The 22,207-nt window shown below is 72.9% G+C and carries 21 protein-coding genes; 14 read left to right on the top strand and 7 right to left on the bottom strand.

The features are described 5' to 3' along the window. The first annotated feature begins 90 nt into the window (after positions 1–90). Positions 91–1,608: an arabinosylfuranosidase ArfA gene (gene arfA, locus LL239_RS01160; RefSeq protein ID WP_228161601.1), complete on the top strand. Its 1,518-nt coding sequence runs from the start codon at positions 91–93 to the stop codon at positions 1,606–1,608. 88 nt (positions 1,609–1,696) lie between these two features. On the opposite strand, the gene LL239_RS01155 is transcribed toward arfA, so the two are convergent. Beyond that, on the bottom strand, positions 1,697–2,278 hold the full coding sequence (locus tag LL239_RS01155) for a 1,2-dihydroxy-3-keto-5-methylthiopentene dioxygenase (RefSeq protein WP_228161600.1): 582 nt from the start codon (positions 2,276–2,278) through the stop codon (positions 1,697–1,699). A 207-nt stretch (positions 2,279–2,485) separates the two neighbouring features. Here LL239_RS01155 and LL239_RS01150 point away from each other — a divergent pair, with 207 nt between their 5' ends. The 4 genes from LL239_RS01150 to mtnK are packed head-to-tail and all read left to right on the top strand — an operon-like array spanning position 2,486 to position 7,372. Next, positions 2,486–3,580 carry a substrate-binding domain-containing protein gene (locus LL239_RS01150; protein ID WP_228161599.1) on the top strand — a complete coding sequence of 365 codons (1,095 nt, stop codon included), beginning with the start codon at positions 2,486–2,488 and terminating at the stop codon, positions 3,578–3,580. Continuing rightward, positions 3,577–5,136, top strand: coding sequence for a sugar ABC transporter ATP-binding protein (locus tag LL239_RS01145; RefSeq protein ID WP_228161598.1), 1,560 nt, complete (start codon positions 3,577–3,579; stop codon positions 5,134–5,136). Before LL239_RS01150 ends, LL239_RS01145 begins: the two co-directional genes overlap by 4 nt. Continuing rightward, complete coding sequence (locus LL239_RS01140; protein WP_228161597.1) at positions 5,133–6,179, top strand: ABC transporter permease; 1,047 nt, start codon at positions 5,133–5,135, stop codon at positions 6,177–6,179. The genes LL239_RS01145 and LL239_RS01140 overlap by 4 nt, the downstream gene beginning before the upstream one ends. Beyond that, positions 6,176–7,372, top strand: a complete 1,197-nt coding sequence (mtnK, locus tag LL239_RS01135) for an S-methyl-5-thioribose kinase (protein WP_228161596.1) — start codon at positions 6,176–6,178, stop codon at positions 7,370–7,372. Before LL239_RS01140 ends, mtnK begins: the two co-directional genes overlap by 4 nt. Positions 7,373–7,400: 28 nt before the next feature. Here the strand turns inward: mtnK and LL239_RS01130 are convergent, their stop codons facing one another. Together LL239_RS01130 and LL239_RS01125 are read right to left on the bottom strand one after the other, a co-directional pair. After that, on the bottom strand, positions 7,401–7,802 hold the full coding sequence (locus tag LL239_RS01130; protein WP_228161595.1) for an arsenate-mycothiol transferase ArsC: 402 nt from the start codon (positions 7,800–7,802) through the stop codon (positions 7,401–7,403). Positions 7,803–7,819: 17 nt separating this feature from the next. After that, entirely contained in the window at positions 7,820–8,494 is a 675-nt protein-coding gene (locus tag LL239_RS01125) for an arsenate reductase/protein-tyrosine-phosphatase family protein (RefSeq protein WP_228161594.1), read from the bottom strand. 46 nt (positions 8,495–8,540) lie between these two features. Here LL239_RS01125 and LL239_RS01120 point away from each other — a divergent pair, with 46 nt between their 5' ends. Continuing rightward, complete coding sequence (locus LL239_RS01120; RefSeq protein ID WP_228161593.1) at positions 8,541–9,299, top strand: aquaporin; 759 nt, start codon at positions 8,541–8,543, stop codon at positions 9,297–9,299. A gap of 9 nt (positions 9,300–9,308) precedes the next feature. Further along, positions 9,309–10,694, top strand: a complete 1,386-nt coding sequence (locus LL239_RS01115) for an FAD-dependent oxidoreductase (RefSeq protein WP_228161592.1) — start codon at positions 9,309–9,311, stop codon at positions 10,692–10,694. A 98-nt stretch (positions 10,695–10,792) separates the two neighbouring features. On the opposite strand, the gene mtnB is transcribed toward LL239_RS01115, so the two are convergent. Genes mtnB through LL239_RS01100 form a run of 3 tightly spaced genes read right to left on the bottom strand, consistent with a single transcriptional unit; the run spans position 10,793 to position 13,295 of the window. After that, on the bottom strand, positions 10,793–11,425 hold the full coding sequence (mtnB, locus tag LL239_RS01110) for a methylthioribulose 1-phosphate dehydratase (protein WP_228161591.1): 633 nt from the start codon (positions 11,423–11,425) through the stop codon (positions 10,793–10,795). Beyond that, positions 11,422–12,123, bottom strand: a complete 702-nt coding sequence (gene mtnC / locus LL239_RS01105) for an acireductone synthase (RefSeq protein ID WP_228161590.1) — start codon at positions 12,121–12,123, stop codon at positions 11,422–11,424. The genes mtnB and mtnC overlap by 4 nt, the downstream gene beginning before the upstream one ends. After that, on the bottom strand, positions 12,120–13,295 hold the full coding sequence (locus LL239_RS01100) for a hypothetical protein (protein WP_228161589.1): 1,176 nt from the start codon (positions 13,293–13,295) through the stop codon (positions 12,120–12,122). The genes mtnC and LL239_RS01100 overlap by 4 nt, the downstream gene beginning before the upstream one ends. 289 nt (positions 13,296–13,584) lie before the next feature. Here LL239_RS01100 and ddaH point away from each other — a divergent pair, with 289 nt between their 5' ends. Continuing rightward, positions 13,585–14,469 carry a dimethylargininase gene (gene ddaH / locus LL239_RS01095; protein ID WP_228161588.1) on the top strand — a complete coding sequence of 295 codons (885 nt, stop codon included), beginning with the start codon at positions 13,585–13,587 and terminating at the stop codon, positions 14,467–14,469. Next, positions 14,466–15,683, top strand: a complete 1,218-nt coding sequence (gene rocD / locus LL239_RS01090) for an ornithine--oxo-acid transaminase (protein WP_228161587.1) — start codon at positions 14,466–14,468, stop codon at positions 15,681–15,683. Before ddaH ends, rocD begins: the two co-directional genes overlap by 4 nt. 6 nt (positions 15,684–15,689) lie before the next feature. On the opposite strand, the gene LL239_RS01085 is transcribed toward rocD, so the two are convergent. Next, a complete protein-coding gene (locus tag LL239_RS01085; protein WP_228161586.1) occupies positions 15,690–16,625 on the bottom strand; it encodes an SDR family oxidoreductase in 936 nt (311 codons plus the stop codon). Between the two features lie 150 nt (positions 16,626–16,775). On the opposite strand from LL239_RS01085, the gene LL239_RS01080 reads away from it, so the two are divergent. The 5 genes from LL239_RS01080 (at position 16,776) to LL239_RS01060 (ending at position 22,154) form a co-directional block, all read left to right on the top strand. Further along, a complete protein-coding gene (locus LL239_RS01080; protein ID WP_228161585.1) occupies positions 16,776–17,615 on the top strand; it encodes a helix-turn-helix transcriptional regulator in 840 nt (279 codons plus the stop codon). 93 nt (positions 17,616–17,708) lie between these two features. Then, positions 17,709–18,875 (top strand): alpha/beta fold hydrolase, encoded by a 1,167-nt coding sequence (locus tag LL239_RS01075; protein ID WP_228161584.1) that lies wholly within the window; start codon positions 17,709–17,711, stop codon positions 18,873–18,875. 107 nt (positions 18,876–18,982) lie between these two features. Then, positions 18,983–20,029: an acyl-CoA dehydrogenase gene (locus LL239_RS01070; protein ID WP_228161583.1), complete on the top strand. Its 1,047-nt coding sequence runs from the start codon at positions 18,983–18,985 to the stop codon at positions 20,027–20,029. Then, complete coding sequence (locus tag LL239_RS01065; protein WP_228161582.1) at positions 20,023–21,432, top strand: bifunctional PIG-L family deacetylase/class I SAM-dependent methyltransferase; 1,410 nt, start codon at positions 20,023–20,025, stop codon at positions 21,430–21,432. The genes LL239_RS01070 and LL239_RS01065 overlap by 7 nt, the downstream gene beginning before the upstream one ends. Next, positions 21,429–22,154, top strand: a complete 726-nt coding sequence (locus tag LL239_RS01060; RefSeq protein WP_228161581.1) for a glycosyltransferase — start codon at positions 21,429–21,431, stop codon at positions 22,152–22,154. The genes LL239_RS01065 and LL239_RS01060 overlap by 4 nt, the downstream gene beginning before the upstream one ends. Positions 22,155–22,207: the final 53 nt, after the last annotated feature.

Below are 22,207 nucleotides of genomic sequence, written 5' to 3'. Positions count from 1 at the left end.
TCGGCGCGGCACGCGAGCCCCGTCCGTTTCGAAAACGTTTTACCGCGGGCGCCGCCGCGGGTACCGTCGAGAACGACCGGAGGAGCAACGATGACCACCGCCCGTTTGACCGTCGACGCCCGCTTCCCCATCGGGGCCGTACGGCGCCGCCTCTTCGGCGGCTTCGTCGAGCACCTCGGACGCCACGTCTACGACGGCATCTACGAACCCTCGCACCCCGAGGCCGACGAGCAGGGGTTCCGCACGGACGTGCTCGAGCTCGTGCGCGAGCTCGGCGTCTCGATGATCCGCTACCCCGGCGGCAACTTCGTCTCGGGGTTCCGCTGGGAGGACAGCGTCGGGCCGCGCGACCAACGCCCGCGCCGCCTCGACCTCGCGTGGCACTCCACCGAGACGAACGAGGTGGGTCTGCACGAGTTCGTCGACTGGCTCGACAAGGCCGGCAGTGAGCTGATGCTCGCGGTGAACCTCGGCACGCGCGGAACCCTCGAGGCGATCGACCTCCTCGAGTACAGCAATATCCCCCGCGGCACGACCCTGTCGCAACGGCGCATCGACAACGGCCGCGAGGCGCCGTTCGACGTGCGCGTGTGGTGCCTGGGCAACGAGATGGACGGACCGTGGCAGCTCGGCCACCGCTCCGCCGACGACTACGGCACGCTCGCCGCGCGGACGGCGAAGGGGATGCGACAGCTCGACCCGACGATCGAGCTCGTCGTGTGCGGGTCCTCGGGCGCGCAGATGCCCACGTTCGGCGAATGGGAGCGCATCGTGCTCACGCACGCGTACGACGACGTCGACATGATCTCGTGCCACGCCTACTACCAGGAGCACGACGGCGACATCGATTCGTTCCTGGCGTCCTCGGTCGACACCGACCACTTCATCGACACCGTGGTCGCGACCGCCGACCACGTCGGCGCGGTGCGCGGCAGCAGCAAGAGGATCGACATCTCGTTCGACGAGTGGAACGTCTGGTACATGGACCGTGTGGCATCGGAGAAGCCCACGGCGATCGACGACTGGCCCGTCGCCCCGCGCCTGCTGGAGGACGTCTACTCGGCGGTGGATGCCGTGGTCTTCGGCAGCCTCCTGATCTCGCTGCTCAAGCACGCCGACCGCGTGGCATCCGCCTCTCTGGCCCAGCTCGTCAACGTGATCGCGCCGATCATGACCGAGCCCGGCGGCCCGTCGTGGCGTCAGACGACGTTCTACCCGTTCTCGATCACGTCCCGTCTCGCCCGGGGCGAGGCCCTGCGCGTGCAGGTCGAGGCCGGCGCGATCGACACGGCGAAGTACGGGGCGGTCCCGGCGGTGGATGCCGTCGCCACCCACGACGCCGAGACGGGCGCCGCCGCGCTGTTCCTGGTGCACCGCGGGCGGGTGGAGCCGATCGAGGTCGCGGTCGACGTCAGCGGCCTCGGCGCGGTGGAGCTCGTCGAGACGCACCTCCTGCACGACGGCGACCCGTACGCGCGCAACACCCTCGAGCACCCCGATCGCGTGCGGACCCGCCCGCTCGAGGGAGTGCGCATCGAGGACGGTGTCCTGCACGCGACCCTGCCGCCGATCGCCTGGGCGGCGCTCGCGCTGCGGCGCGTCGGCTGAAACAGGTCCGGGGCGCGATCCTCCGCCGGGCGCGGTGGGATCGCACCCCGGACGAAGGATCGCGCCCCGAACCCGGGCGCTGCCGGCGTCAGACCAGCTGAGCCCGGCGCGCGTGCAGCTCGTCGAACGTCGCGAACGACTCGGCGATCGGGCTGCCCGTGAAGTGGCCGACCCAGCCGTCGTCGTCGTGGAAGAAGCGCACGCTCACGTAGTGCGGGGCGGTGCCCATGTCGAACCAGTGCGTGGTGTTGGCGGGCACCGAGATGAGGTCTCCCGCCTCGCAGTACACCGCGTGCACCTTGTCGTTCGCGTGCAGGTAGAACACGCCGGCGCCCTGGGCGAAGTAGCGGTCCTCGTCGTCGTCGTGCTTGTGCTCGGACAGGAACTTCTGGCGGAACGGCGTCTTCAGGTCGTCGTAGTCGGCCTGCGCGGGGTCGAGTGCGACCACGTCGACGAGCGTGTACCCCTCGCGTTCCTTGACCTCGTCGATCTCGGCCGAATACAGCGCGAGCACCTCGTCCTGCGACGCGCCGGCGGGCACGTCCTTGACCTCCCAGCGGGAGAAGCGGGCGCCGAGCTCGGCGAGGGCCGCGCGGATCTCAGCCTCGTCGGTGGTCTCGAGCACGGGCGTGCTCGGGTCGGTCTCTTTCCAGACGGTCAGGAGCGTCACGGCTCCTCCTCTCGGACGAATGCGGTCGGGACGATCCGATTGTCTCGCCCGCCCCGGTCCTCGTGGGCGTTCTCGACGTGGTGCCCCGTAACAAAGCGCAACCTCGATCCGTCGGCGCGGGGCACCACTGCTTGACTGCTCGACGGCCGCCGCACCACAGCATCCGCCGCGGCCCTTTGCACCCGACCTCTTCCGAAGGGGAACCCCGTGTCCGTTCGCTCCCACCGCTGGGCCGCCGTCGTCGCCACCGTCGGCATCGCCGCCCTCGCCCTCACCGGCTGCGCGCAGCAGAACACCGCTGCCCCGGCCGCCTCCGCAGCCCCCGTGCAGAAGGCCGAGAACCTTCCCGCCCCGTTCGACGGCGAACCGCTCAAGGTCGCGCTCGTGCAGCAGTCGGGTGCCGGCGACTACTTCACCGCGTGGACCGCGGGCGCCAAGGCCCAGGCCGCCGCGATCAACATCGACCTCACGGTCTACGACGCTCGCAACGACAACGCGAAGCAGGCCTCGGACCTCGAGCAGGCGATCGCCGCGGCCCCCGATGCGATCATCGTCGACCACGGTCAGACGGACACGATCGAGCCGCGTGTGCGCGAAGCGGTGGATGCCGGCATCCCGGTCGTCGTGTACGACCTGGCGCTGGAGAACACCGACGGTGTCGTCGTGACTTCGCAGTCGGATGCGTCGATGGCGCAGGGTGTGCTCGACCAGCTCGTGGCCGACAACGGGCAGGGCGCGAAGGTCGGACTGGTCAGCGCCGAGGGCTACGCTCCGCTGGACCGCCGCAAGAAGGTCTGGGACGAGGTCGTCGCCGAGAACGGTCTCGACGAGCTCTTCTTCACCGGCAAGGTGACCGAGTCCACCGCGACCGACAACATCCCGCTCGTGGACGCCGCGCTCAAGGCGAACCCGGGGGTGCAGGCGATCTTCGCCCCGTACGACGAGATCACGAAGGGCGTCGTCCAGGCCGTCGTGCAGAACAACCTGCAGGACGAGGTCAAGGTCTACGGCATCGACATCTCCAACGCCGACATCGAGGTCATGATCGCCGACGGCAGCCCGTGGGTGGCCACCAGCGCGACCGATCCGTCGGCCGTGGGCGCCGGCGTCGTGCGCGCGCTCGCCCTGAAGCTCGCCGGGGAGCTCACCGAGGATGCGGTGCAGTTCCCGGCGGTCACGATCACCCGCGACTTCCTGATCGAGAAGGGCATCACCAACGTGTCGCAGCTGCGTGAGGCCGAGCCGTCGCTGCTGCTGGACGACACCGTGATCGCCGACTGGCTGCCCGCCGTCTCCGGATGACCTCACCGCTCTCGCACGCCGCTCCGGCGGACGACGTCCCCGTCGTCCGCCTGAGCGGCGTCGGCGTGCGTTTCGGCACCAACCAGGTCCTCCGCGACGTCTCGCTCGACCTGCACCCGGGCAGCATCACGGCGTTGCTGGGCACGAACGGCGCCGGCAAGTCGACACTCATCGGCGCGATGTCGGGGGCCAACGCGGGGTACACCGGGCACATCGCGGTCGCGGGCGACGACCTGCGCCTCACCTCTCCCGCCCGCGCCCGCCGCGCCGGCATCGAGACGGTGCACCAGCGGATCGCCGACGGGATCGTCCCGGGCCTGAGCGTCGCCGACAACCTCGCCCTCACCGACCTCGCCGCCGGCGGCCACCGCCTCGTCCGCCGCGCCGCGTCCGAGCGCGTGGCGCGGGCGGCCCTCGAGCGCCTCGGATTGTCGTGGTCCGACGAGGTCCTGAGAGCGGATGCCGCGCGGCTGGGCACCTCCGACGCCCAGCTGCTCGTGCTGGCCAGGGCCCTGCGCTCGACCCCCCGCCTGCTGATCCTGGACGAGCCCACGTCGGCGCTCACGGCGGCGGAGGCCGATCGCCTCTTCGCCGTGCTGCGCGTGCTGCGCGACGAGGGCCTGTCGATCCTGTTCGTCAGCCACCGGTTCGGCGAGATCGAGCGGCTCGCCGACCGCATCGTCGTCCTTCGCGATGGTCGCCTCGAGCTCGACGCCGGTCGTCCGTTCGACTGGGGCGCCGCCCTGGAGGCGATGCTGGGCATCCCCACCGAGCTGCAGCAGCACATCGTCGAGCCGCTGCCCGCGGGTGCGGAGGTGCTGTCGGTCGACGGCGCCGTGCTGCTGCCCGGGAGCGAGCCGCTGAGCCTCGAGGTGGCCGCGGGGCAGGTGACCGGCATCCTGGGTCTGCTCGGCGCCGGCAAGACCGAGCTCGCCGAACTCCTCGCGGGGGTCCGTCCCGCCGGAACCGCCCGACTCCGGCTCGACGGTGCGCCCTACCGGCCCGCATCGCCCGCGGTGGCAAAGGCGGCCGGGGTCGTCCTCGTTCCCGAGGACCGTCAGCGCCAGGGGATCCAGCCCGGCTGGTCGATCGGTCGCACGGTGGGCCTGCCGGTCCTGCGGCAGATCTCGCGGTGGGGCGTCGTCTCCCCGGCCCGCGAGCGCGCCGCCGCCGATGAGGTGATCGACGCCTACGGCGTCGTGGCGCCCTCGGCCGACACTCGCGTCGACGACCTGTCCGGTGGAAATCAGCAGAAGGTCGTGGTGGGACGCTGGCTGCGCACCGGACCGCGCCTGGCCGTGCTCGACGAACCGTTCCGCGGCGTCGACATCGGTGCGCGCCGCCGCATCGGGGACGCCGCCCGCGAGCGCGCGGCAGAGGGGGCCGCGGTGCTCGTGCTCTCCAGCGACGTCGACGAGATCCTCGACGTCGCCGACCGCATCGTCGTCCTCGTCTCGGGGCGCATCGTCCTGGACACCCCCGCCGGCGTGCTCGACCGCGCGCGCATCGTCGCCGCCCTGCTGGACGACCCCGGCCACCGGAAGGAAACCGCATGACCTCCGTCTCCGCGCCCGCACGCCCCGGCGTCGGCTCCCGGATCGTGGATGCCGTCGCGAAGTGGGGCTTCGTCGCCGTCACCGTGCTGCTCATCGTCTTCTTCGCCGTGACTCAGCCGGCGTTCGCCAGTGGCGAGAACCTCGTCGGGATGCTGAAGTACATCGCTCCGATCGGCATCGCCGGTCTCGGGGTGACTCTCGCGATGACCGTGGGCGGCCTCGACCTCTCCGTGGGAGCGAACGCCGGATTCGCGGTGTCGATCGCGGCGTGGACCATGGTGATCGCGAACCAGGTCGGCGGCATCGCCGTCGGCGTCGTCCTGCTCTCGGGCGCACTCATCGGCGCCATCAACGCCGCGCTCATCGTCTTCGCGCGCATCCCCGACCTGCTCGCGACGCTGGCCACGATGTTCACGGTCGTGGGGCTGAAGCTCATCATCGTCGACGGGAAGTCCATCTCGTCGCAGATGACCCTCGCCGACGGCACCACGGCACCCGGCCGCTTCACACCGGACTTCCTGTGGTTCGACCGCGGGTTCATCGGCCCGGTCTCGGTTCCCGTGGTGCTGTTCCTGGGGCTCACCGTCGTGCTCTGGTTCGTCCTCGACCGCACCCGCTGGGGGCGCGCGCTCGCCGCCGTCGGCTCCAACCCGGAGGCGGCGCGGCTCGCCGGTGTGCGCGTCCGCGCCTACCGGGCCGCGGCCTACATCGGCTGTGGCATCCTGGCCTCGATCGCGGGTCTCGTGCTCGCGGCCCGCATCGGTCAGGGCGACGTGTCGGCCGGCAACAGCCTGCTGCTGGACGCCGTGGCCGTCGCGCTGGTGGGCGTCTCGGTGCTGGGGATCGGGCGTCCGAACGCGTGGGGCACGGCGTTGGGCGCGGTCCTGGTGGCCGTGATGGTCACCGGGTTCTCGATGATGGGTCTGCCGTACTACATCCAGGACTTCGGGAAGGGCCTCGTGCTGCTCGTGGCCCTGCTGTTCAGCTTCACGTTCCGCCGTCGCAAGACCACCATCGTCGCCGGGAGCACCACCGCATCATGACTCTCCTCACCGATCAGCTGACCGTCGAGACGGTCCCCGCGTACCTGGCTGCGCGGCCGCACCTGTCGGGGCCGGTGGACCCGGCATCCATCGTCTCGGTCGACGAGGTCGGCGACGGCAACCTCAATCTGGTCTTCATCGTGAAGGATGCCGCGGGCAACGGCGTCGTCGTGAAGCAGTCGCTGCCGCACGTGCGCGTCGACCCGTCGTGGCCGCTGACGCGTGAGCGTGCGGCGCGCGAAGCCGTCGTCCTCGGGGTGCACGAACGGATCGACCCGGCGCACGTGCCCGCGTTCCACGGCTTCGACGCCGAGGCCCTCGCGCTGTCGATCGAGGACCTCAGCGACCACGCCGTGTGGCGCGGCGAGCTCAATGCCGGCCGACTGCACACGTACGCCGCGGCGCACCTCGGCGCGTACGTGGGCGCCGTCGGCTTCGCCACGAGCGTCTTCGGGACGCCGGGTCCGGAGCGTCGGCGCGCGATCGCCGCCGCGACCAACCCCGAGCTGAGCGAGATCACCGAGGACCTGGTGTTCACCGAGCCGTACGTGGACCACGAGCACAACGGCTGGCTGCCCGCGAACGACGACGACGTGCGGGAGCTCCGCGCCGATGCGGCGTTCGTGCGCGAGATCGGCCTGGCCAAGCAGCGGTTCCAGGAGAGCACGCAGAGCCTGCTGCACGGCGATCTGCACACGGGTTCGGTGTTCGTCCGCGCCGAGGGGGAGTCGGTGCGGGCGTTCGACTCCGAGTTCGGTACGTACGGTCCCACCGGCTTCGACCTCGGGGCCGTGTGGGCGAACCTCATCATCGCCGCTGCCCGCGCCCAGGTGATCGGTCGGACCGCGGATGCCGAGACGCTGCTGAGCCTGCCGGTCGAGCTCGTCGACGCGTTCGAAGCCGAGTTCCGCCGTCGGTGGCCCGAGCGCGTCGATCCGCGGGTCTACGGCGACGACGTGCTCGAGCACACGCTGGCGCGGACCCGGTCGGATGCGGCGATCTACGGCGCGGCGAAGGCCGTGCGGCGCATCGTCGGGTTCTCGAAGGTCGCCGACATCCAGACGCTGCCCGAGGAGGAGCGTGCGCGGGCCGCCCGCTTCGTGCTGCGGGCGGCACGGACGCTCGGGACCGCTCGGCGGGAGGACGCCGACCCGCGGACGCTCACCGCTCGCACGCTCGCGACCCTCGCCTGAGGCAACGCCCGCTCTCGACCGCCCCGGGTCAGCGGGCGAGCAGTGTGCTCCGGATCTTCTCGGACACCGCTTCCCGCAGGGGCCGCACCGCCTCGGCATCCCAGGACTCCGGGTTGGGGAACGACCACTCCAGCACCTCGCCGCGAGGGGTCGAGGGGAGCGCGAGGCCGGGCTTCATCAGCACGACCACGTCGGCGGTCTCGAGGTCGTCCTCCGTGACGTGACGGGGGATGCGGTCGGTGATGTCCATCCCCAGTTCGGCGACGGTCGCAGCCACGGCGGGGTTCACCTCGACGGCGGGCGAGAGGCCCGCGGAGGTGGCCGTGAAGCGGTCGGCCGCCAGATGCTCGAGGAGAGCGGCGCCCAGCTGGGAGCGACCGGCGTTGTGCTGGCAGACGAACAGGACGGTGGGGACGGGGGTGGCGCTCACGGGGGTTCCTTCGGGTGTCAGTGGTCGGTGAGTCGGGGGGCGAGCTCGCTGATGCGGCGCTCCAGCTCGATGTAGGCCGAATCGAACGCGTCGTCTGTGCCGGCGCGGACAGGGTCGGGGATCGACCAGTGCAGGTCGCCGGTGACCCCGATCTCCTCGTGCGCGGTGTCGCACACGGTGATGACGAAGTCGGACCCGGTCAGCACGGCGTCGAGTCGCTGCGGTGCCCCGGCGGGAAGGGTGAGGGCGTGTCGTTCGGCGGTCGCGACCGCGCCCGGGGCGATCCGGTCGGCGGGGTGGGTGCCTCCCGAGGCGGCGGGGATCGAGCTGTGCGTCGCCCACAGGGCCGCCGCGAGCTGCGACCGCGCCGAGTTGGCGGTGCACACGAAGACCACGCGCCGCGCGCGCTCCGTGCGCCCGGGGGTGAGCCCGGTCAGCGCCGCCTCCGTCAGGCGGACGTAGCTGCGCCGACGGTCGGCTTCGGATCGGGAGCGCTCCACCATCCCCACCGATTCCAGGACGTTGAGATGGTGCGCGACGAGGTTGGACGGGAGACCGAGGCTCGCGCGGATCTCCGACGGGGAGAGATCGCCGAGGGTGAGGAGGTCGACGATCCGCAGGCGCGACGGGTCGCCGAGCGCGGCGTGCCGGGCCGCGCGGCCCTCGGGGTCCGAATTTCTCTCAACGTTCATTGCCTCAATATTGACTGAACCATATGCCGCGGGTCAAGATGAGCCCGTGACCCCCACCGCATCCGCCTCCGTACCCCGTCGTCCCCACCTGCTCCGCCGGGTGGTGGCGGAGTTCGTCGGCACGGGGCTGCTTGTCACGGTGGTCGTCGGATCCGGCATCGCCGCGCAGCGCCTGTCGCCGGACGATGTCGGGCTGCAGCTCCTCGAGAACAGCCTGGCCACCGCTCTCGGTCTGGCCGTGATCATCCTCATGCTCGGGCCGGTCTCCGGAGCGCACCTGAACCCCGTGGTGTCGATCGCCGACGGGGTGCTCGGGCGCCGGTCGGGCACCGGCCTGCCGCTGCGCGACCTCGGTCCCTACATCGCCGCGCAGATCCTCGGCGGCACCGCCGGGACGCTCCTCGCCGGCGTGATGTTCGATGTCGCGCCCGCCTTCTCGGCGAACGAGCGCGCCACCGGCGGCCACCTGGTGGGAGAAGTGGTGGCCACCGCGGGACTCGTGCTCCTGATCTTCGCCCTCGCCCGCACCTCGAGCGGGGTCACCACCGCGGCCGCGGTGGGGGCCTACATCGGTGCGGCGTACTGGTTCACCAGCTCCACCTCGTTCGCCAACCCGGCGGTGACGATCGCCCGGGCGTTCACCGACACCTTCGCCGGCATCGCGCCCGCGGCCGTGCCCCCGTTCATCCTCGCCCAGTTCGCCGGCGCCGCCCTCGGGCTCGCGCTCGTGGTCGTGTTCTATCCGACCGCCGCCCGCACCGCGGGCGAGGTCGTGACCCCCGTGCACCTCGAATCCCGATCCTGAAAGGTCCTCATGCACCTCGTTGCCATCGGCGGAAGCGACGCCGGCATCTCCACCGCGCTGCGCGCCCGTGAGCTCGACCCCTCCGTCGACGTCACGGTCGTGGTCGCCGACGCGTACCCGAACTTCTCCATCTGCGGCATCCCGTACTTCTTCTCTCGGGAGGTGCAGCCGTGGCAGTCCCTGGCGCACCGCACCCACGCCGACCTCGAGGCCACGGGCATGACGCTGCGCCTGGACACCCTCGCCACCGGCATCGACGTCGCCGGCCAGACGCTCGCCGTGCGCGCCGCGGACGGCACCGAGTCGACCATTCCCTACGACGCGCTCATGGTCGGGACCGGGGCCTCGCCCGCGACCGCCGGCATCGCGGGGCTCGACGAGCTCGGACCCGACGACGGCGTGCACCTCCTGCACTCGATGGGCGACACCTTCGCGCTGGAGCGCTACCTCGACGAGCGCGAGCCCCAGAGCGCGATCATCGTCGGCGCCGGGTACGTCGGTCTCGAGATGGCCGAGGCCCTCACCGTCCGGGGGCTCCACGTCACCCAGCTGCAGCGCGGCCCGGAGGTGCTGTCCACCCTGGACCCCGAGCTCGGCTCCCTCGTCCACGACGAGCTCACCCGGCACGGCGTCGACGTCCGCACCGACACCCGCGTGGCCTCTGTCGCCCGCGAGGGCGGCCGCCTCACCATCACCGGCACGCACCACGGCGAGCCCGTCACGTACACCGCCGACCTCGTGCTGGTGGTCGTGGGCGTCCGCCCCAACACCGAGCTGCTCACCGCGGCGGGGGCCTCGACCGGCGCCGGCGGGGCGGTCGTCGTCGACGAGCAGATGCGCACGGGGCTGCCGAACGTATGGGCGGCCGGCGACGGCGTGGTCACCCACCACCGTCTCCTCGGCGTCACGTATCTGCCGCTCGGGACCACCTCGCACAAGCAGGGCCGCGTCGCCGGCGAGAACGCGATCGGCGGCGACGCCCGGTTCGCGGGCAGCCTCGGCACGCAGGTCGTGAAGGTGTTCGACGTCGTCGCCGCGCGCACCGGCCTGCGCGACCACGAGGCGGTGGCCGCGGGCTACGCACCGCACAGCCACACGGCGATCGCGGACGACCACAAGCGCTACTACCCGGGCGCCACCCCGATCAGCATCCGGGTCACGGGAGACACCCGCGACGGGCGACTGCTGGGCGCCCAGCTCGTCGGCACGCGCGGCGCGGAGATCTCCAAGCGCGTCGACACCTACGCCGCGGCTCTGCACCACGGCATGACGGTGGCCGAGATGAGCGACCTCGACCTGTCGTACACGCCGCCGTTGGGCTCGCCGTGGGACGCCGTGCAGATGGCGACGCAGGCGTGGGAGCGCGAGGCCCGCGCGCTGACGCTCACCCGCTAGCGCGCGGCTCCGCGCCGGGGGTCACCGCCGTCGACCCCCGCTCCCCGCGTTCATCGCGAGGTGGGAGCGGGGAGCGGCGCGGGCCGGGTGCCGGGACGTCAGCGCGTCGCGACCGCGAAGCGCAGCAGCCACTCGGCGATCTCGAGGTGACGGCGCGCGGCGGGAACATCGGCGCCCCAGGCGTACATGCCGTGGCTCGCGACGATGAGCGCGGGCACCTCGGGGACCTCGGCGGTCGCGGGTCGGTACACCCGGTCGAAGCGGGCGGCTTCGACGGTCATGTCCTGGTCGTTGGCGATGACCGGGATCGTCACGGTCTCGTCATGCGCGCGATGGCCGATGCCCTTGAGCATCTCCATATCGCGGATCTCGACGCCCCCGGGCCATCGATGTCCGGCGACCACGGCGTCGAACGCGTGCACGTGGAACACCGCACCGGCACCCGTCCGTGCGGCGATGTGCGCGTGCAGCCCGGCCTCGGCGGACGGGGGGCGGGTGTCCGCGGGGTCCAGAGCCGTTCCGTCGGCGCCGATGAGCACGACGTCGCGATCGGTCAACTCGGACTTGTCCAGGCCCGAGGCGGTGACGGCGAGCACGAGCGGATCGCGGTCGACCACGACCGACAGGTTGCCGGATGTCCCGCGCATCCACCCGTAGCTCGAGAACCGCGAGGCCTCGGCGGCCAGCGCGGCGCCCGCCGCGCGCACACGGTCGGGGTGCGGGAGGGTCACCGGGTCAGCTCGATCTCGTCGAAGGATGCCACCGACGGCGCCGCGAAGGCAGACCCGTGCCACGGCTCCCCGGCCCGGTCGAGCGCGACGACCTGCCACCCCGCGGCCAGCGCCGCGGCGACCTCGTCGGGGTGGTCGGTGAGGAACAACGCCCGCTCGGGTGCGACGCCGAGCGCCTCCGCGATGCGGTCGTACGAGGCGGACTCCTTCTTGGGGCCGGCGCTCACGGTGTCGAAGAAGTCCTCGACGAGCGGGGTGAGATCGCCCTGCGGGGCGTGTCGGAACCACGGCACCTGCGACGCGACCGAGCCTGACGAGTACACGGCGAGTCGGATGCCGGCCTCGTGCCATTCCCGCAGTCGCGCCGGCACGTCCGCGAAGAACTGCGAGTGGATCTCGCCCGCGGCGAAGCCCTCTGCCCAGATGATGCCCTGGATCGTCTTCAACGGCGTCGACTTCACGTCGGAGGCCATGAGCTCGCGCAGGGCGTCGGCGACCTCGGCATCGGTGGCGTCGGCATCCAGCCCCGTCTCGGCGATCGCGTCGGCGCGGGCGGCCCGGACCGTGTCGTCGTCGCGTCCGAGGACGGCGTCCAGGCGCGGACGGGCGTAGTCGTACAGGTCGCCGAGGATGAAGCCTGCGGCGCTGGTGGTGCCCTCGATGTCGAGAACGACGACGTCGGCGGAGATGGCGGTCATTGGGGTTCTTCGTCGGGGGAAGCGGATACGGGACGGAAGGCGACGGTGTCGGGCTGCACGGTCGCGGCGACCGGGGCCGGCTCGGCGGGGGAGCGTCGGCGGCGGAGCGCCGGGGCGGGATCGGAAGCGACCGCAGCGGGGTCGGCGGCGAAGTGCTCGCCCACCCGGGCGGGGTCGAACGTGCCGCGGCTCGTGGCGATGCGCGTCACCAGTCGCGGCGGCGTGACGTCGAACGCGGGGTACCAGGCGTCCGTCACGAGCGGGCTCGCGGTGCGCTGCCCGAGCACCTCGAGCACCTCGCGCGGGTCTCGGTCCTCGATCACGACGTCGGCGCCGGTCGGAGCAGCCGGGTCGGGCGCCTCGACCATCGCGTAGTAGGGGATGCCGAAAGCCGCCGCCGCGGCAGCGTGGGCGAGCGTTCCCACCTTGTTGACCACCGAGCCGTCCAACGCGACCCGGTCGGCCGCGGTGACGACGGCGTCGATGGGTCCGGAGCCGACGCCCCGCGGCGAGGCGAGGGCCGCGGCGGCCATGCCGTCGGTGATGAGCGTGACCTTCTGATCGAGTTCGCGCAGCGAGTGCGCGGTCAGCCTGGCGCCCTGCAGGTACGGGCGTGTCTCGGTCGCGACCCATTCGATCTCGCGACCGGCCTCGCGCGCGGCCGCGACGAGGCCGAACAGATAGGCATCGGCCCAGCAGTGCGTGAGGATGCGCGGCGCCTCCGGCAGCAGCGACAGCGTCGCGTGGCCGAGGCGCAGGCTCGCCTCGCGGTAGTCACGATCGACCGCGGCCGCGGTCTCGAGGGTGGCGGCCACGAGCGCATCGGTGTCGTCGGCGTCGCGACCCGCGGCGAGGATGCGCGCGACGGCGTCCCGCGGGTGGGCGTTCGTGGGACGCGCCGTGGCGAGGGCCCGGCCGGCGCGCCCGAGCGCCGTGCGCGCCTCGCCGAGCGGCAGCCCGCGCGCCTGCAGCGCGGCGAGGCCCATGCCGGCGCTCGCCGCGTACAGGGGCCCGGAGCTCTGGGTCACCATGTCGCGGATCGCCGCGGCGACCTCGTCGGGGGTCGTGGCATCCACCCACTCCACCCGCGCGGGGAACACGCGGCGATCGAGGATGCGGACGACGCCGGCGGATTCGTCGAGGACGACGGAGTTCTCCAGGGTTGCAGACATCGCCGTCATCTTCCCACGGCCTGCGGACACGGACGGTCTCGGTGACGCTCCACGTCGCCGTGGCTCCGCGATTCGCGCAACCTCAGTCCGATTCGGATGGATGCCGCTGATCCGGTGCGGATCGCTGAGGGTGTGCCGCGGCGGCTCGCGAGCCCGCGCGCACGCGTGAGACAATGGCCACGGCGTGCCCGGACCGACCTTTCCCCGCACGGCGCGATCGGCGCCGCCGGGTCGAAGGGCCACCGGGCCCGAGGACAGCGTCCGCCGCACCTTCTCACGAGGAGCAGAGATGTCCGCGAACCCCACCGCCGCCGCCACCCCGACCTCGACGGTCGAGCGCGTGCAGCAGCACCGCCGGTACCTCATGTGCCGGCCCGAGCACTTCACCGTCAGCTACAGCATCAACCCGTGGATGGAGCCGTCGCGCCCCACCGACACCGCCCTGGCCCTGCGCCAGTGGCAGTCCCTCTACGACACCTACACGGAGCTCGGCCACGAGATCGAGCTCATCGACCCCGTCGAGGGCCTGCCCGACATGGTCTACACGGCCAACGGCGGCTTCGTCATCGACGGTGTGGCGTACGGCCCGAAGTTCCGCTTCCGCGAGCGCGCCGCCGAGGCCCCCGCCTTCATCGACTGGTTCGCCGCGAACGGCTTCGAGGTCGCCGAGCCCGTCGAGGTGAACGAAGGCGAGGGCGATTTCCTGCTCGTGGGGAACACGATCCTCGCCGGCACGGGCTTCCGTTCCACCGGCGACAGCCACCGCGAGGTGGGCGAGGTGTTCTCGCGCGAGGTCGTCTCGCTCACCCTCACCGACCCGCGGTTCTACCACCTCGACACCGCGATCGCTGTCCTCGACCCCGTCGAGGGCCCCGGCGGCGTCGAGAAGGCCAACATCGCGTACCTGCCGAACGCGTTCGACGAGCGCAGCCAGGCGATCCTGCGCGAGCGTTACCCGGATGCCATCCGGGTCTCGGATGCCGATGGTGCGGTGTTCGGCCTGAACTCGGCCAGCGACGGCAAGAACGTCATCATCTCCCCGCGCGCGAAGGGCTTCGAGGCCCAGTTGCGCGAGCGCGGCTACACCCCCGTCCTGGTCGACCTGTCGGAGCTGCTGCTCGGCGGCGGCGGCATCAAGTGCTGCACGCTGGAACTGCGCGGGGGCACCCGATGAGCACCACCGTCGACGACCTCGGCGCGCAGCTCATCGCGGCCGAGAGCGCGCACGTCGCACACAACTACCACCCGCTCCCGGTCGTCGCGGCGCGCGCCGAGGGCGTCTGGGTCACCGACGTGGAGGGCAAGCGCTACCTCGACCTGCTCTCGGCGTACTCGGCCCTGAACTTCGGCCACGGCCACCCGGCGATCCTCGCCGCCGCCCGCGAGCAGCTGGAGCGCCTCACCCTCACCAGTCGCGCGTTCCACAACGATCGGCTGGGGCCCTTCGCCACGGCTCTTGCGCAGCTGTGCGGCAAAGACCTCGTGCTGCCGATGAACACCGGCGCCGAAGCGGTCGAGACCGGCATCAAGGTCGCGCGTGCCTGGGGCTACCGCTCGAAGGGGATCGCCCCGGATGCCGCGACGATCATCGTCGCCGACGGCAACTTCCACGGCCGCACCACCACGATCGTCGGTTTCAGCGACGACCCCGTCGCGCACGACGACTTCGGTCCCTACGCGCCGGGCTTCGTGCACGTGCCGTACGGTGACGCGGATGCCATCGCCGCGGCGATCGACGAGACCACCGCCGCGGTGCTCATCGAGCCGATCCAGGGCGAAGCGGGTGTCGTGATCCCGCCGGAGGGGTTCCTGCGCCGGGTGCGCGAGATCTGCACCGCCCACAACGTGCTCTTCATCGCCGACGAGATCCAGTCCGGTCTCGGGCGCGTGGGCGAGACGTTCGCGTGCGACCGTGAGGGCGTCGTCCCCGACGTCTACCTCCTCGGCAAGGCCCTGGGCGGCGGCATCCTGCCCCTCTCGGCGGTCGTCGCGGACGAGGACGTGCTCGGGGTCATCCGCCCCGGCGAGCACGGCTCGACCTTCGGCGGCAACCCGCTGGCGAGCGCCGTGGGTCTGCGCGTCGTCGAGATGCTGGCATCCGGAGAGTTCCAGACCCGCGCGAAGGCGCTGGGCGACCACCTCGCGCAGGGGCTGGACACGCTCATCGGACACGGCGTGACCGCGGTACGCGTGGCCGGACTGTGGGCGGGCGTCGACATCGACCCGGCAGCGGGGCGCGGTCGGGAGATCGCGGAGAAGCTCCTGGCCCGTGGCGTGCTCGTGAAGGACACCCACGGCCAGACGATCCGCATCGCGCCGCCGCTGACGATCCGGGCCACCGAGATCGATTGGGCGATCGAGCAGATCCGTCGCGTGCTGGCGGACTGAGCGCCGTCACACCGTCAGCGAGACACCGGCGAGCCGCCGCGACTCCTCCCAGACGCGCGCGGCCTCATCGGTGTCGCGGAGCGGTCGGTACAGGCCGTGCGCTGCGGGGGCGCCCCCCAGGTGCAGAGGTCCACGCGGACCGTACAGCACGTCGCTGCGCGGGGTCGTCGTGGTCGCGGCCAGCAGGGCCGGCTGCGCGGCCGAACGGACCGTGCCGAGCAGGATGCCGTGGCGCGACAGCCAGCGGATCGTGCGGATCTCGGGGGTGTCGGTCGCCCGCCCGATCTCGGGCCTCGCGGCCAGCAGGTTCGTCGGGGCGACGCCGGGGTGCGACAGGACGCTGGTGATCCCCCAGTCACCGGAACGGCTGCGGTGGTCGAGTTCGCGGGCGAACAGCCCGAGCGCGACCTTCGACTGCGCGTACACGCGCTGGCCGTCGTAGGAACGCTCGGCCTGCAGGTCGTCCCAGTCGATGCGTCCGCTGCGGGCCGCGATGCTGACCTGCGTCACGACGCGGGCGCCGCCGGCCCGCAGCTGCGGCAACAGGTGGCCGACGAGAGCGACGTGGCCCAGGTGGTTCGTCCCGAACTGGAGCTCCACGCCGTCGGCCGTGGTCTGGCGCTCGGGCGGGGTCATCACGCCCGCGTTGTTGATCAGCAGGTGCAGCGGACGGCCGTCGGCGCGCAGCGCGGCGCCGAAGGCGGCGATGCTCGCCAGCGACGACAGGTCGAGGTCGCCCAGCTCGAGACGCGCCCCCGGCACGCGTTCGCGGATCGTCTGGACGGCGCGGTCGCCCTTCGCGCGGTTGCGCACGGGCAGGACCACCTCGGCACCGGCCGCCGCCAGGCGCTCGGCGATCACGAGGCCCATGCCGTCGCTGCCGCCGGTCAGCACGGCACGGCGGCCGGCGAGGGAGGGGAGGGGGATGTCGGTGTCGGTCATGGTGTCTCCTCGGTTCGTTCGCTCCAGCGTGCGGCGCGGGCAGGCGCAGAACCAGGACCCGTCGATCCCCGGCTGCGGGGTCCGCGCGACGCGGAGAGGGGGATCGCCGCGTCCTGGCTCGGCGGCCTTCCGGCGGGTAGACAGGGACGCATGATCGACCGACCGGCCCTCGCGGACTTCCTCCGCACCCGTCGAGAGGCGCTCCAGCCCGAGGACGTGGGGATGCCGCGCGGCCCGCGCCGGCGCACGCCCGGGCTGCGGCGCGAAGAGGCGGCGGCGCTCGCGCACATGTCGACCGACTACTACGCGCGGCTGGAACGCGAGCGCGGCCCGCAGCCGTCGCCGCAGATGCTCGCCGCGATCGCGCAGGGGTTCCACCTGACCCGCGCCGAGCGCGACCACCTGTTCCGCCTCGCCGGACACGTACCCGACGGGCGCACCGCCGCCGGGGAGCACGTCAGCCCCGGGCTGCTGCGCATCCTCGATCGACTCGACGACACCCCCGCCGAGATCGTCACCGAGCTCGGCGAGACGCTGCGGCAGTCGCCGTTGGGAGCGGCCCTCACCGGCGACGCGTCGTCACGCTCCGGGCTCGATCGCAGCATCGGATATCGCTGGTTCACCGACCCGGCGACCCGCACGCTGTACGAGCCCGACGAGCACGAGTTCCTCGGCCGGCTCTTCGCCGCCGGGCTGCGCGAGGTGGTGGGTCGTCGCGGCCCCGGGTCGCGGGCCGCCCTCCTCGCCGAGGACCTGCTCGCGCGCAGCGCGGAGTTCCGCGCCCTGTGGGCGGCGCACGAGGTGGGACTGCAGCCGAGCGGGACCAAGAGGTTCGCGCACCCCGCCGTGGGCACTCTCGAGCTGCACTGCCAGACCCTCGTCGATCCCGAGACCTCCCACTCCCTGCTCGTGTACACCGCCGTCCCCGGCAGCGAGAGCGCCGAGAAGCTGCGCCTTCTCGCGGTCCTCGGCCCGGGGGTCCACGCCTGACGAGGTGTGAGCCGCCGGGGAATGTCGCGTGCGGGAGGCATGAGACCGTGATTCCCGGGCACGCCGCGCCGCCGCGGGGGATAACGTGCAGACATGCCTGAGAACGTGGGGACGGTACGGCGTCCGGCCGTGGACGGCGCGCCGCCGTTCGACCTGACCTACGTCCGTTCGGGACCGCGCACCGCGACGCCGGTGCTGATCATCCCGGGCGGGCCGGGGCTCGCATCCGTGCTCCCGTACCGGGGACTGCGTCGGCGCGCCACCGGGGGCGGACTCGACGTCATCATGGTCGAGCACCGCGGCATCGGCCGCTCGCGCCACGACCTGGCCGGACGCGTCCTGCCGTCCGAGGCGATGCGGGTCACCGCGGTGCTCGACGACCTGGCCGCCGTGCTCGACGCCGAGGGCGTCGAGCGAGCCCACGTCGTCGGTTCGTCGTACGGCAGCTACCTCGCTTCGGGCTTCGGGGCCCGTCATCCGGATCGCGTGGCGGGGATGCTGCTCGACTCCGCGCTGCAGTCCACCGGTGATCTCGCCTGGGAGCGGGCGCGGCTGCGGTCGCTCTTCTGGGATGCCGATGACGACATCGCCGGCGGCGTGCGGCGCCTCGTCGACGACGGGATCGATGAACGCGTCGTGCTCGACGTCGTGCGGGCGGCATGGGAGCTCGTCGGGCCCGAACTGGTGCGGCCCCTCGTGCGGCACCGCCCGGGTCTGGCCTGGCGCGCGCTCGCCGCCTACGCGACGCGTGACGCGTCGATCGCGCGCATCCCCGGCATCTACGAGTTCGACGTCGTGGGCTCGATCGCCTTCCGCGAGCTCCACTACGGCGCCCCTCCCGACGGCCTCCCGCTCGACCCGGCGCTGACGTACGCGCCGCTCGCCCCGCGCTTTCCCGCGTTCGCGGGGGAGCCGTACGACCTGGCGGCCGCGGCATCCGGATTCACCTGGCCGCTCGTGCTGCTGTCCGGCGATCGGGACCTGCGGACCACGCCCGAGATCGCCGAACGCGTCGCCCGAACGGCCCCGGATGCCACCCTCGTGCGGCTGCGCAACGGCCACAGCGCGCTGGACACCCACCCGATGGCGCTGCTCAACGCGGCGCGGCGTCTCGTCCGCGGCCGACAGGACCTGCTCCCGGGCGAGGAGGCGGCGCTGGACCGTCTGCCGCGCCCGGGCCTCTCGGCGTCGTTCCCCCGGATCCTGCTGCCCCTGGCGCGCGTCGACGCGCTGGTGCACGCCCGCCGTCCGCGTCGCTGATCGACGGTCGCGACCGCCCGCGGACACCTCGTGGCGCGGGACGGTGGCGCGATCGGCCCCGGCTGTCAAGCCTCGGCGGATCCGGCGTGGATCGGAAGAATCGGAGGATGGGCGACACCGTTCATCCCCCCTTCCCCTTGCTCGTGCCCGACGACACCCCCGATCTCGACGACGTCCGCGCGGCTCTTTCCGGCGCGGATGCCGTTGTCGGGCTCGGCACCGACGTCGCCGCCACGCTCGCGTGGGCCGTCGGCGTCTCGCGACCCCGCACGCCGGCGGCGACGTGGGAGCTGCTCGCGTCGGTCGCCGCCCGCGACGTCGCGGCCGCCCGCGTGCTCGAGCCGCACCTCGACGCCCTCGGCATCCTCGACGAGGCCGCCGCGGCCGGATTCGAGGTGCCCGTCGAGCGCGGCTGCTCCTGGGGAGTCTTCGCCGCCGAGGCGCCGGGCACCCGTCTCCGTGCACGGCGGGAGGGCGGGGCGTGGCGGCTGCACGGCACGAAACCGTGGTGCTCGCTCGCCGCGGACCTCACGCATGCGCTCGTCACCGCCTGGGTCGACGACGAGCAGCGGCAACTCTTCGCCCTCGACCTGCGCGACCCGGCGGTGACGGCGCGGACCGGCCCGTGGCACGCGCGGGGGCTCGAGCGCGTGATCAGTGCACCGATCGACGTCGACGGTGCGGTCGCCGTGCCGGTTGGAGACCCCGGGTGGTATCTGCGTCGCCCCGGCTTCGCGCACGGTGGCGCCGGTGTGGCGGCGTGCTGGTGGGGTGGGGCGGTGCCCCTGCGGTCGGCGCTGGCCGAGGCGGCGCGCGCCGATCGCGCCGACCAGCTCTCCCGGGTCCACCTCGGCCGGGCGGACGTCGCCCTCTGGGCGGCACGCGCCGTGCTCGTCGAGACGGCGACGGTGTTCGCGGCCGGCCCGTCGGCATCCGAGGGTCTGCGCGCCGCTCGTGCCCGCACCGTCGTGGCCGACGCGGTGGAGACGACGCTCGCCGAGGCCGCGCACGCCCTGGGGCCGCTCCCGCTCGTCGCCGATGAGGCGCACGCCCGGCGCGTCGCCGACCTGCGGGTGTACGTGCGGCAGCACCACGCCGAACGCGACCTCGCCACGATCGGCGGCGACGTGGCGACGGGGGCCGCGGGATGGTGAGCTTCGATCACCGCGACCCCGGCACGGACGAGAGCGTCTGGACGTCGGCGCTGACCCAGCCGCTCCCCGCGCTCGACATCGACGTCGACCGGATCGTCGTGGTGGCGGCGCACCCGGACGACGAGACGCTCGGTGCCGCGGGCGTGCTGGCGACCGCGGCGGCCCGCGGTGTCGCGATCGACCTCGTGGTCGTGACCGACGGCGAGAGCTCGCACCCCGACTCGCCCACGCACAGTCCCGCGACCCTGGCGCTGCTGCGGCGCCGCGAGCTGATCGACGCGGCGCGGGTCGTCGGCCTCACCGAGGATCCGCTGTTCCTCGGGCTCCCCGACGGCGGCACCGACGGGTACCGGGACGCCATCGCCGCGGCGGTGCACGGTGCGCTCGACCGGGCGGGTGCGGACCGGGTGCTGGTGCTCTCCACCTGGCGCGGCGACGGGCACCGCGATCACCGCGTCATCGGCGAGACCGTCGAAGCCGTCTGCGCGTCGCGCGGCGTGCGTTCGCGGGCCTTCCCCATCTGGCTGTGGCATTGGGGCGGGCCCGACGACGTGCCCTGGGATCGCGCCGAGGCGCTCGGGCTGGACACCGCGGCGCGCGAGGCCAAGGCCCGGGCGCTCGACGCCCACGCGAGCCAGGTGCGGCCGCTGTCGGCGGCGCCGGGCGACGAGCCGATGCTGCACGCCGGGATGCGCGCGCACTTCACGCGCGACGCCGAGGTGTTCTTCGCGCCGGACCCCACCGGGGATGCCGAACCGGCGTCGGTCCCGGGCGACGCGGGGGCCGCGCCCTCCGTCAGCACCGTCGGCCAGGACTACTTCGATGACATGTACGCCCGGCACGACGACCCATGGGGCTTCGACTCGCGCTGGTACGAGGAGCGCAAGCGCGCGGTGTTGCTCGCGTCGCTCCCGCGGCGGCGGTACCGCTCGGCTTTCGAGGCCGGCTGCTCGACCGGTGCCGTGACCGCGCACCTGGCGGACCGCTGCGACCGCGTGCTCGCCGTCGACCTCGCCCCGGCGGCGCTCGAGCGGGCACAACGGCGTCTGGCTGGCCGGGAGGACGTCGAGGTGCGCCGCGCGATGCTTCCCGCCGAGTGGCCGGGGGGCGAATTCGATCTCATCGTGCTGTCGGAGGTGGCCTACTACTGGGGAGCGGACGACCTCGACCGCGGCCTGGGGGCGAGCGTCGGCTCGCTCAGCGCGGACGGGCACCTCGTGGCCTGTCACTGGCGGCATCCGGTCGCCGAATACCCCCGCAGCGGCGACGACGTGCACGACGCGCTCGCCGCTCGCCCGGACCTCGTGCGGCTCGTGCGGCACGAGGAGGAGGACTTCGTGCTCGAGGTGTTCGGTCGACCCGGCGCGCGCTCGGTCGCAGCCGAGGCGGGACTGGTGGCGTGAAGGCCGTCGCGGTCGTGATCCCCGCCCATGACGAGGAAGCGCTGATCGGGAGATGCCTCGCGTCGGTGACGCGCGCGGTGACCCAGGCGCGCGAGCGCGAGCGCGACCGGGCGCTGGTCGCCACGGTGGTCGTCGTGCTCGACGCCTGCGCCGACACCACTCTCGCGCAGGCACGGCGGTGGCCCGTCGAGACGATCGAGATCGCGGCGCGCAACGTCGGCACCGCGCGCCGCGTCGGCGTCGCGTACGCCCTCGACCGTGTCGACGCCCGTCCCGAGGACACCTGGGTCGCGATGACGGATGCCGACACGGTCGTGCCGCGCGACTGGATCACGCATCAACTCGATCTGATGGATGCCGGGGTCGACCTGGTGCTCGGTACGGTGCGCCCCGACTTCGCCGACCTCAGCGCCCGCCACGCCGCCTACTGGCGCGCGACGCACCATCGCGGCCGGCCGCCCGGCAACGTGCACGGCGCCAACCTGGGTGTGCGGGCGAGCGCGTACGCCGAATCCGGTGGCATCCCCGATCTCGTCGAGCACGAGGACGTCGCCCTCGTCCGCGCGTTGCGGGCCCTCGGCGCCCGCGAGCAGGCCAGCGACGTGCACGAGGTGGAGACCTCGGGGCGATTCGTGGGGCGCACCCCCGCCGGATACGCCGCGTTCCTGCGACGCGTGCACGCCTGGATCGACGCCCCGCCCATCGCGGCGCCGGGCGCCTGAGGCACCTTGGGGCCTCGGCGCCCATTCGTCAACCGCCTCCGTCGTCCGGACCG

This window comes from Microbacterium testaceum (genome assembly GCF_020781835.1).
In the GTDB taxonomy this organism is placed as follows: Bacteria; Actinomycetota; Actinomycetes; order Actinomycetales; family Microbacteriaceae; genus Microbacterium; species Microbacterium testaceum_H.
Note: the sequence above shows the minus strand (reverse complement) of the source record. Positions and strands in the feature narration are given on the sequence as shown.

What these genes read in the sequence shown, in the direction of transcription:
- arfA (WP_228161601.1), top strand. Translation starts at nt 91, where the DNA reads ATGACCACCGCCCGTTTGACCGTCGACGCCCGCTTCCCCATCGGGGCC.
- LL239_RS01145 (WP_228161598.1), top strand. Translation starts at nt 3,577, where the DNA reads ATGACCTCACCGCTCTCGCACGCCGCTCCGGCGGACGACGTCCCCGTC.
- LL239_RS01140 (WP_228161597.1), top strand. Translation starts at nt 5,133, where the DNA reads ATGACCTCCGTCTCCGCGCCCGCACGCCCCGGCGTCGGCTCCCGGATC.
- mtnK (WP_228161596.1), top strand. Translation starts at nt 6,176, where the DNA reads ATGACTCTCCTCACCGATCAGCTGACCGTCGAGACGGTCCCCGCGTAC.
- LL239_RS01125 (WP_228161594.1), bottom strand. Translation starts at nt 8,494, where the DNA reads ATGAACGTTGAGAGAAATTCGGACCCCGAGGGCCGCGCGGCCCGGCAC.
- LL239_RS01115 (WP_228161592.1), top strand. Translation starts at nt 9,309, where the DNA reads ATGCACCTCGTTGCCATCGGCGGAAGCGACGCCGGCATCTCCACCGCG.
- mtnC (WP_228161590.1), bottom strand. Translation starts at nt 12,123, where the DNA reads ATGACCGCCATCTCCGCCGACGTCGTCGTTCTCGACATCGAGGGCACC.
- LL239_RS01100 (WP_228161589.1), bottom strand. Translation starts at nt 13,295, where the DNA reads ATGTCTGCAACCCTGGAGAACTCCGTCGTCCTCGACGAATCCGCCGGC.
- ddaH (WP_228161588.1), top strand. Translation starts at nt 13,585, where the DNA reads ATGTCCGCGAACCCCACCGCCGCCGCCACCCCGACCTCGACGGTCGAG.
- rocD (WP_228161587.1), top strand. Translation starts at nt 14,466, where the DNA reads ATGAGCACCACCGTCGACGACCTCGGCGCGCAGCTCATCGCGGCCGAG.
- LL239_RS01085 (WP_228161586.1), bottom strand. Translation starts at nt 16,625, where the DNA reads ATGACCGACACCGACATCCCCCTCCCCTCCCTCGCCGGCCGCCGTGCC.
- LL239_RS01080 (WP_228161585.1), top strand. Translation starts at nt 16,776, where the DNA reads ATGATCGACCGACCGGCCCTCGCGGACTTCCTCCGCACCCGTCGAGAG.
- LL239_RS01075 (WP_228161584.1), top strand. Translation starts at nt 17,709, where the DNA reads ATGCCTGAGAACGTGGGGACGGTACGGCGTCCGGCCGTGGACGGCGCG.
- LL239_RS01070 (WP_228161583.1), top strand. Translation starts at nt 18,983, where the DNA reads ATGGGCGACACCGTTCATCCCCCCTTCCCCTTGCTCGTGCCCGACGAC.
- LL239_RS01065 (WP_228161582.1), top strand. Translation starts at nt 20,023, where the DNA reads ATGGTGAGCTTCGATCACCGCGACCCCGGCACGGACGAGAGCGTCTGG.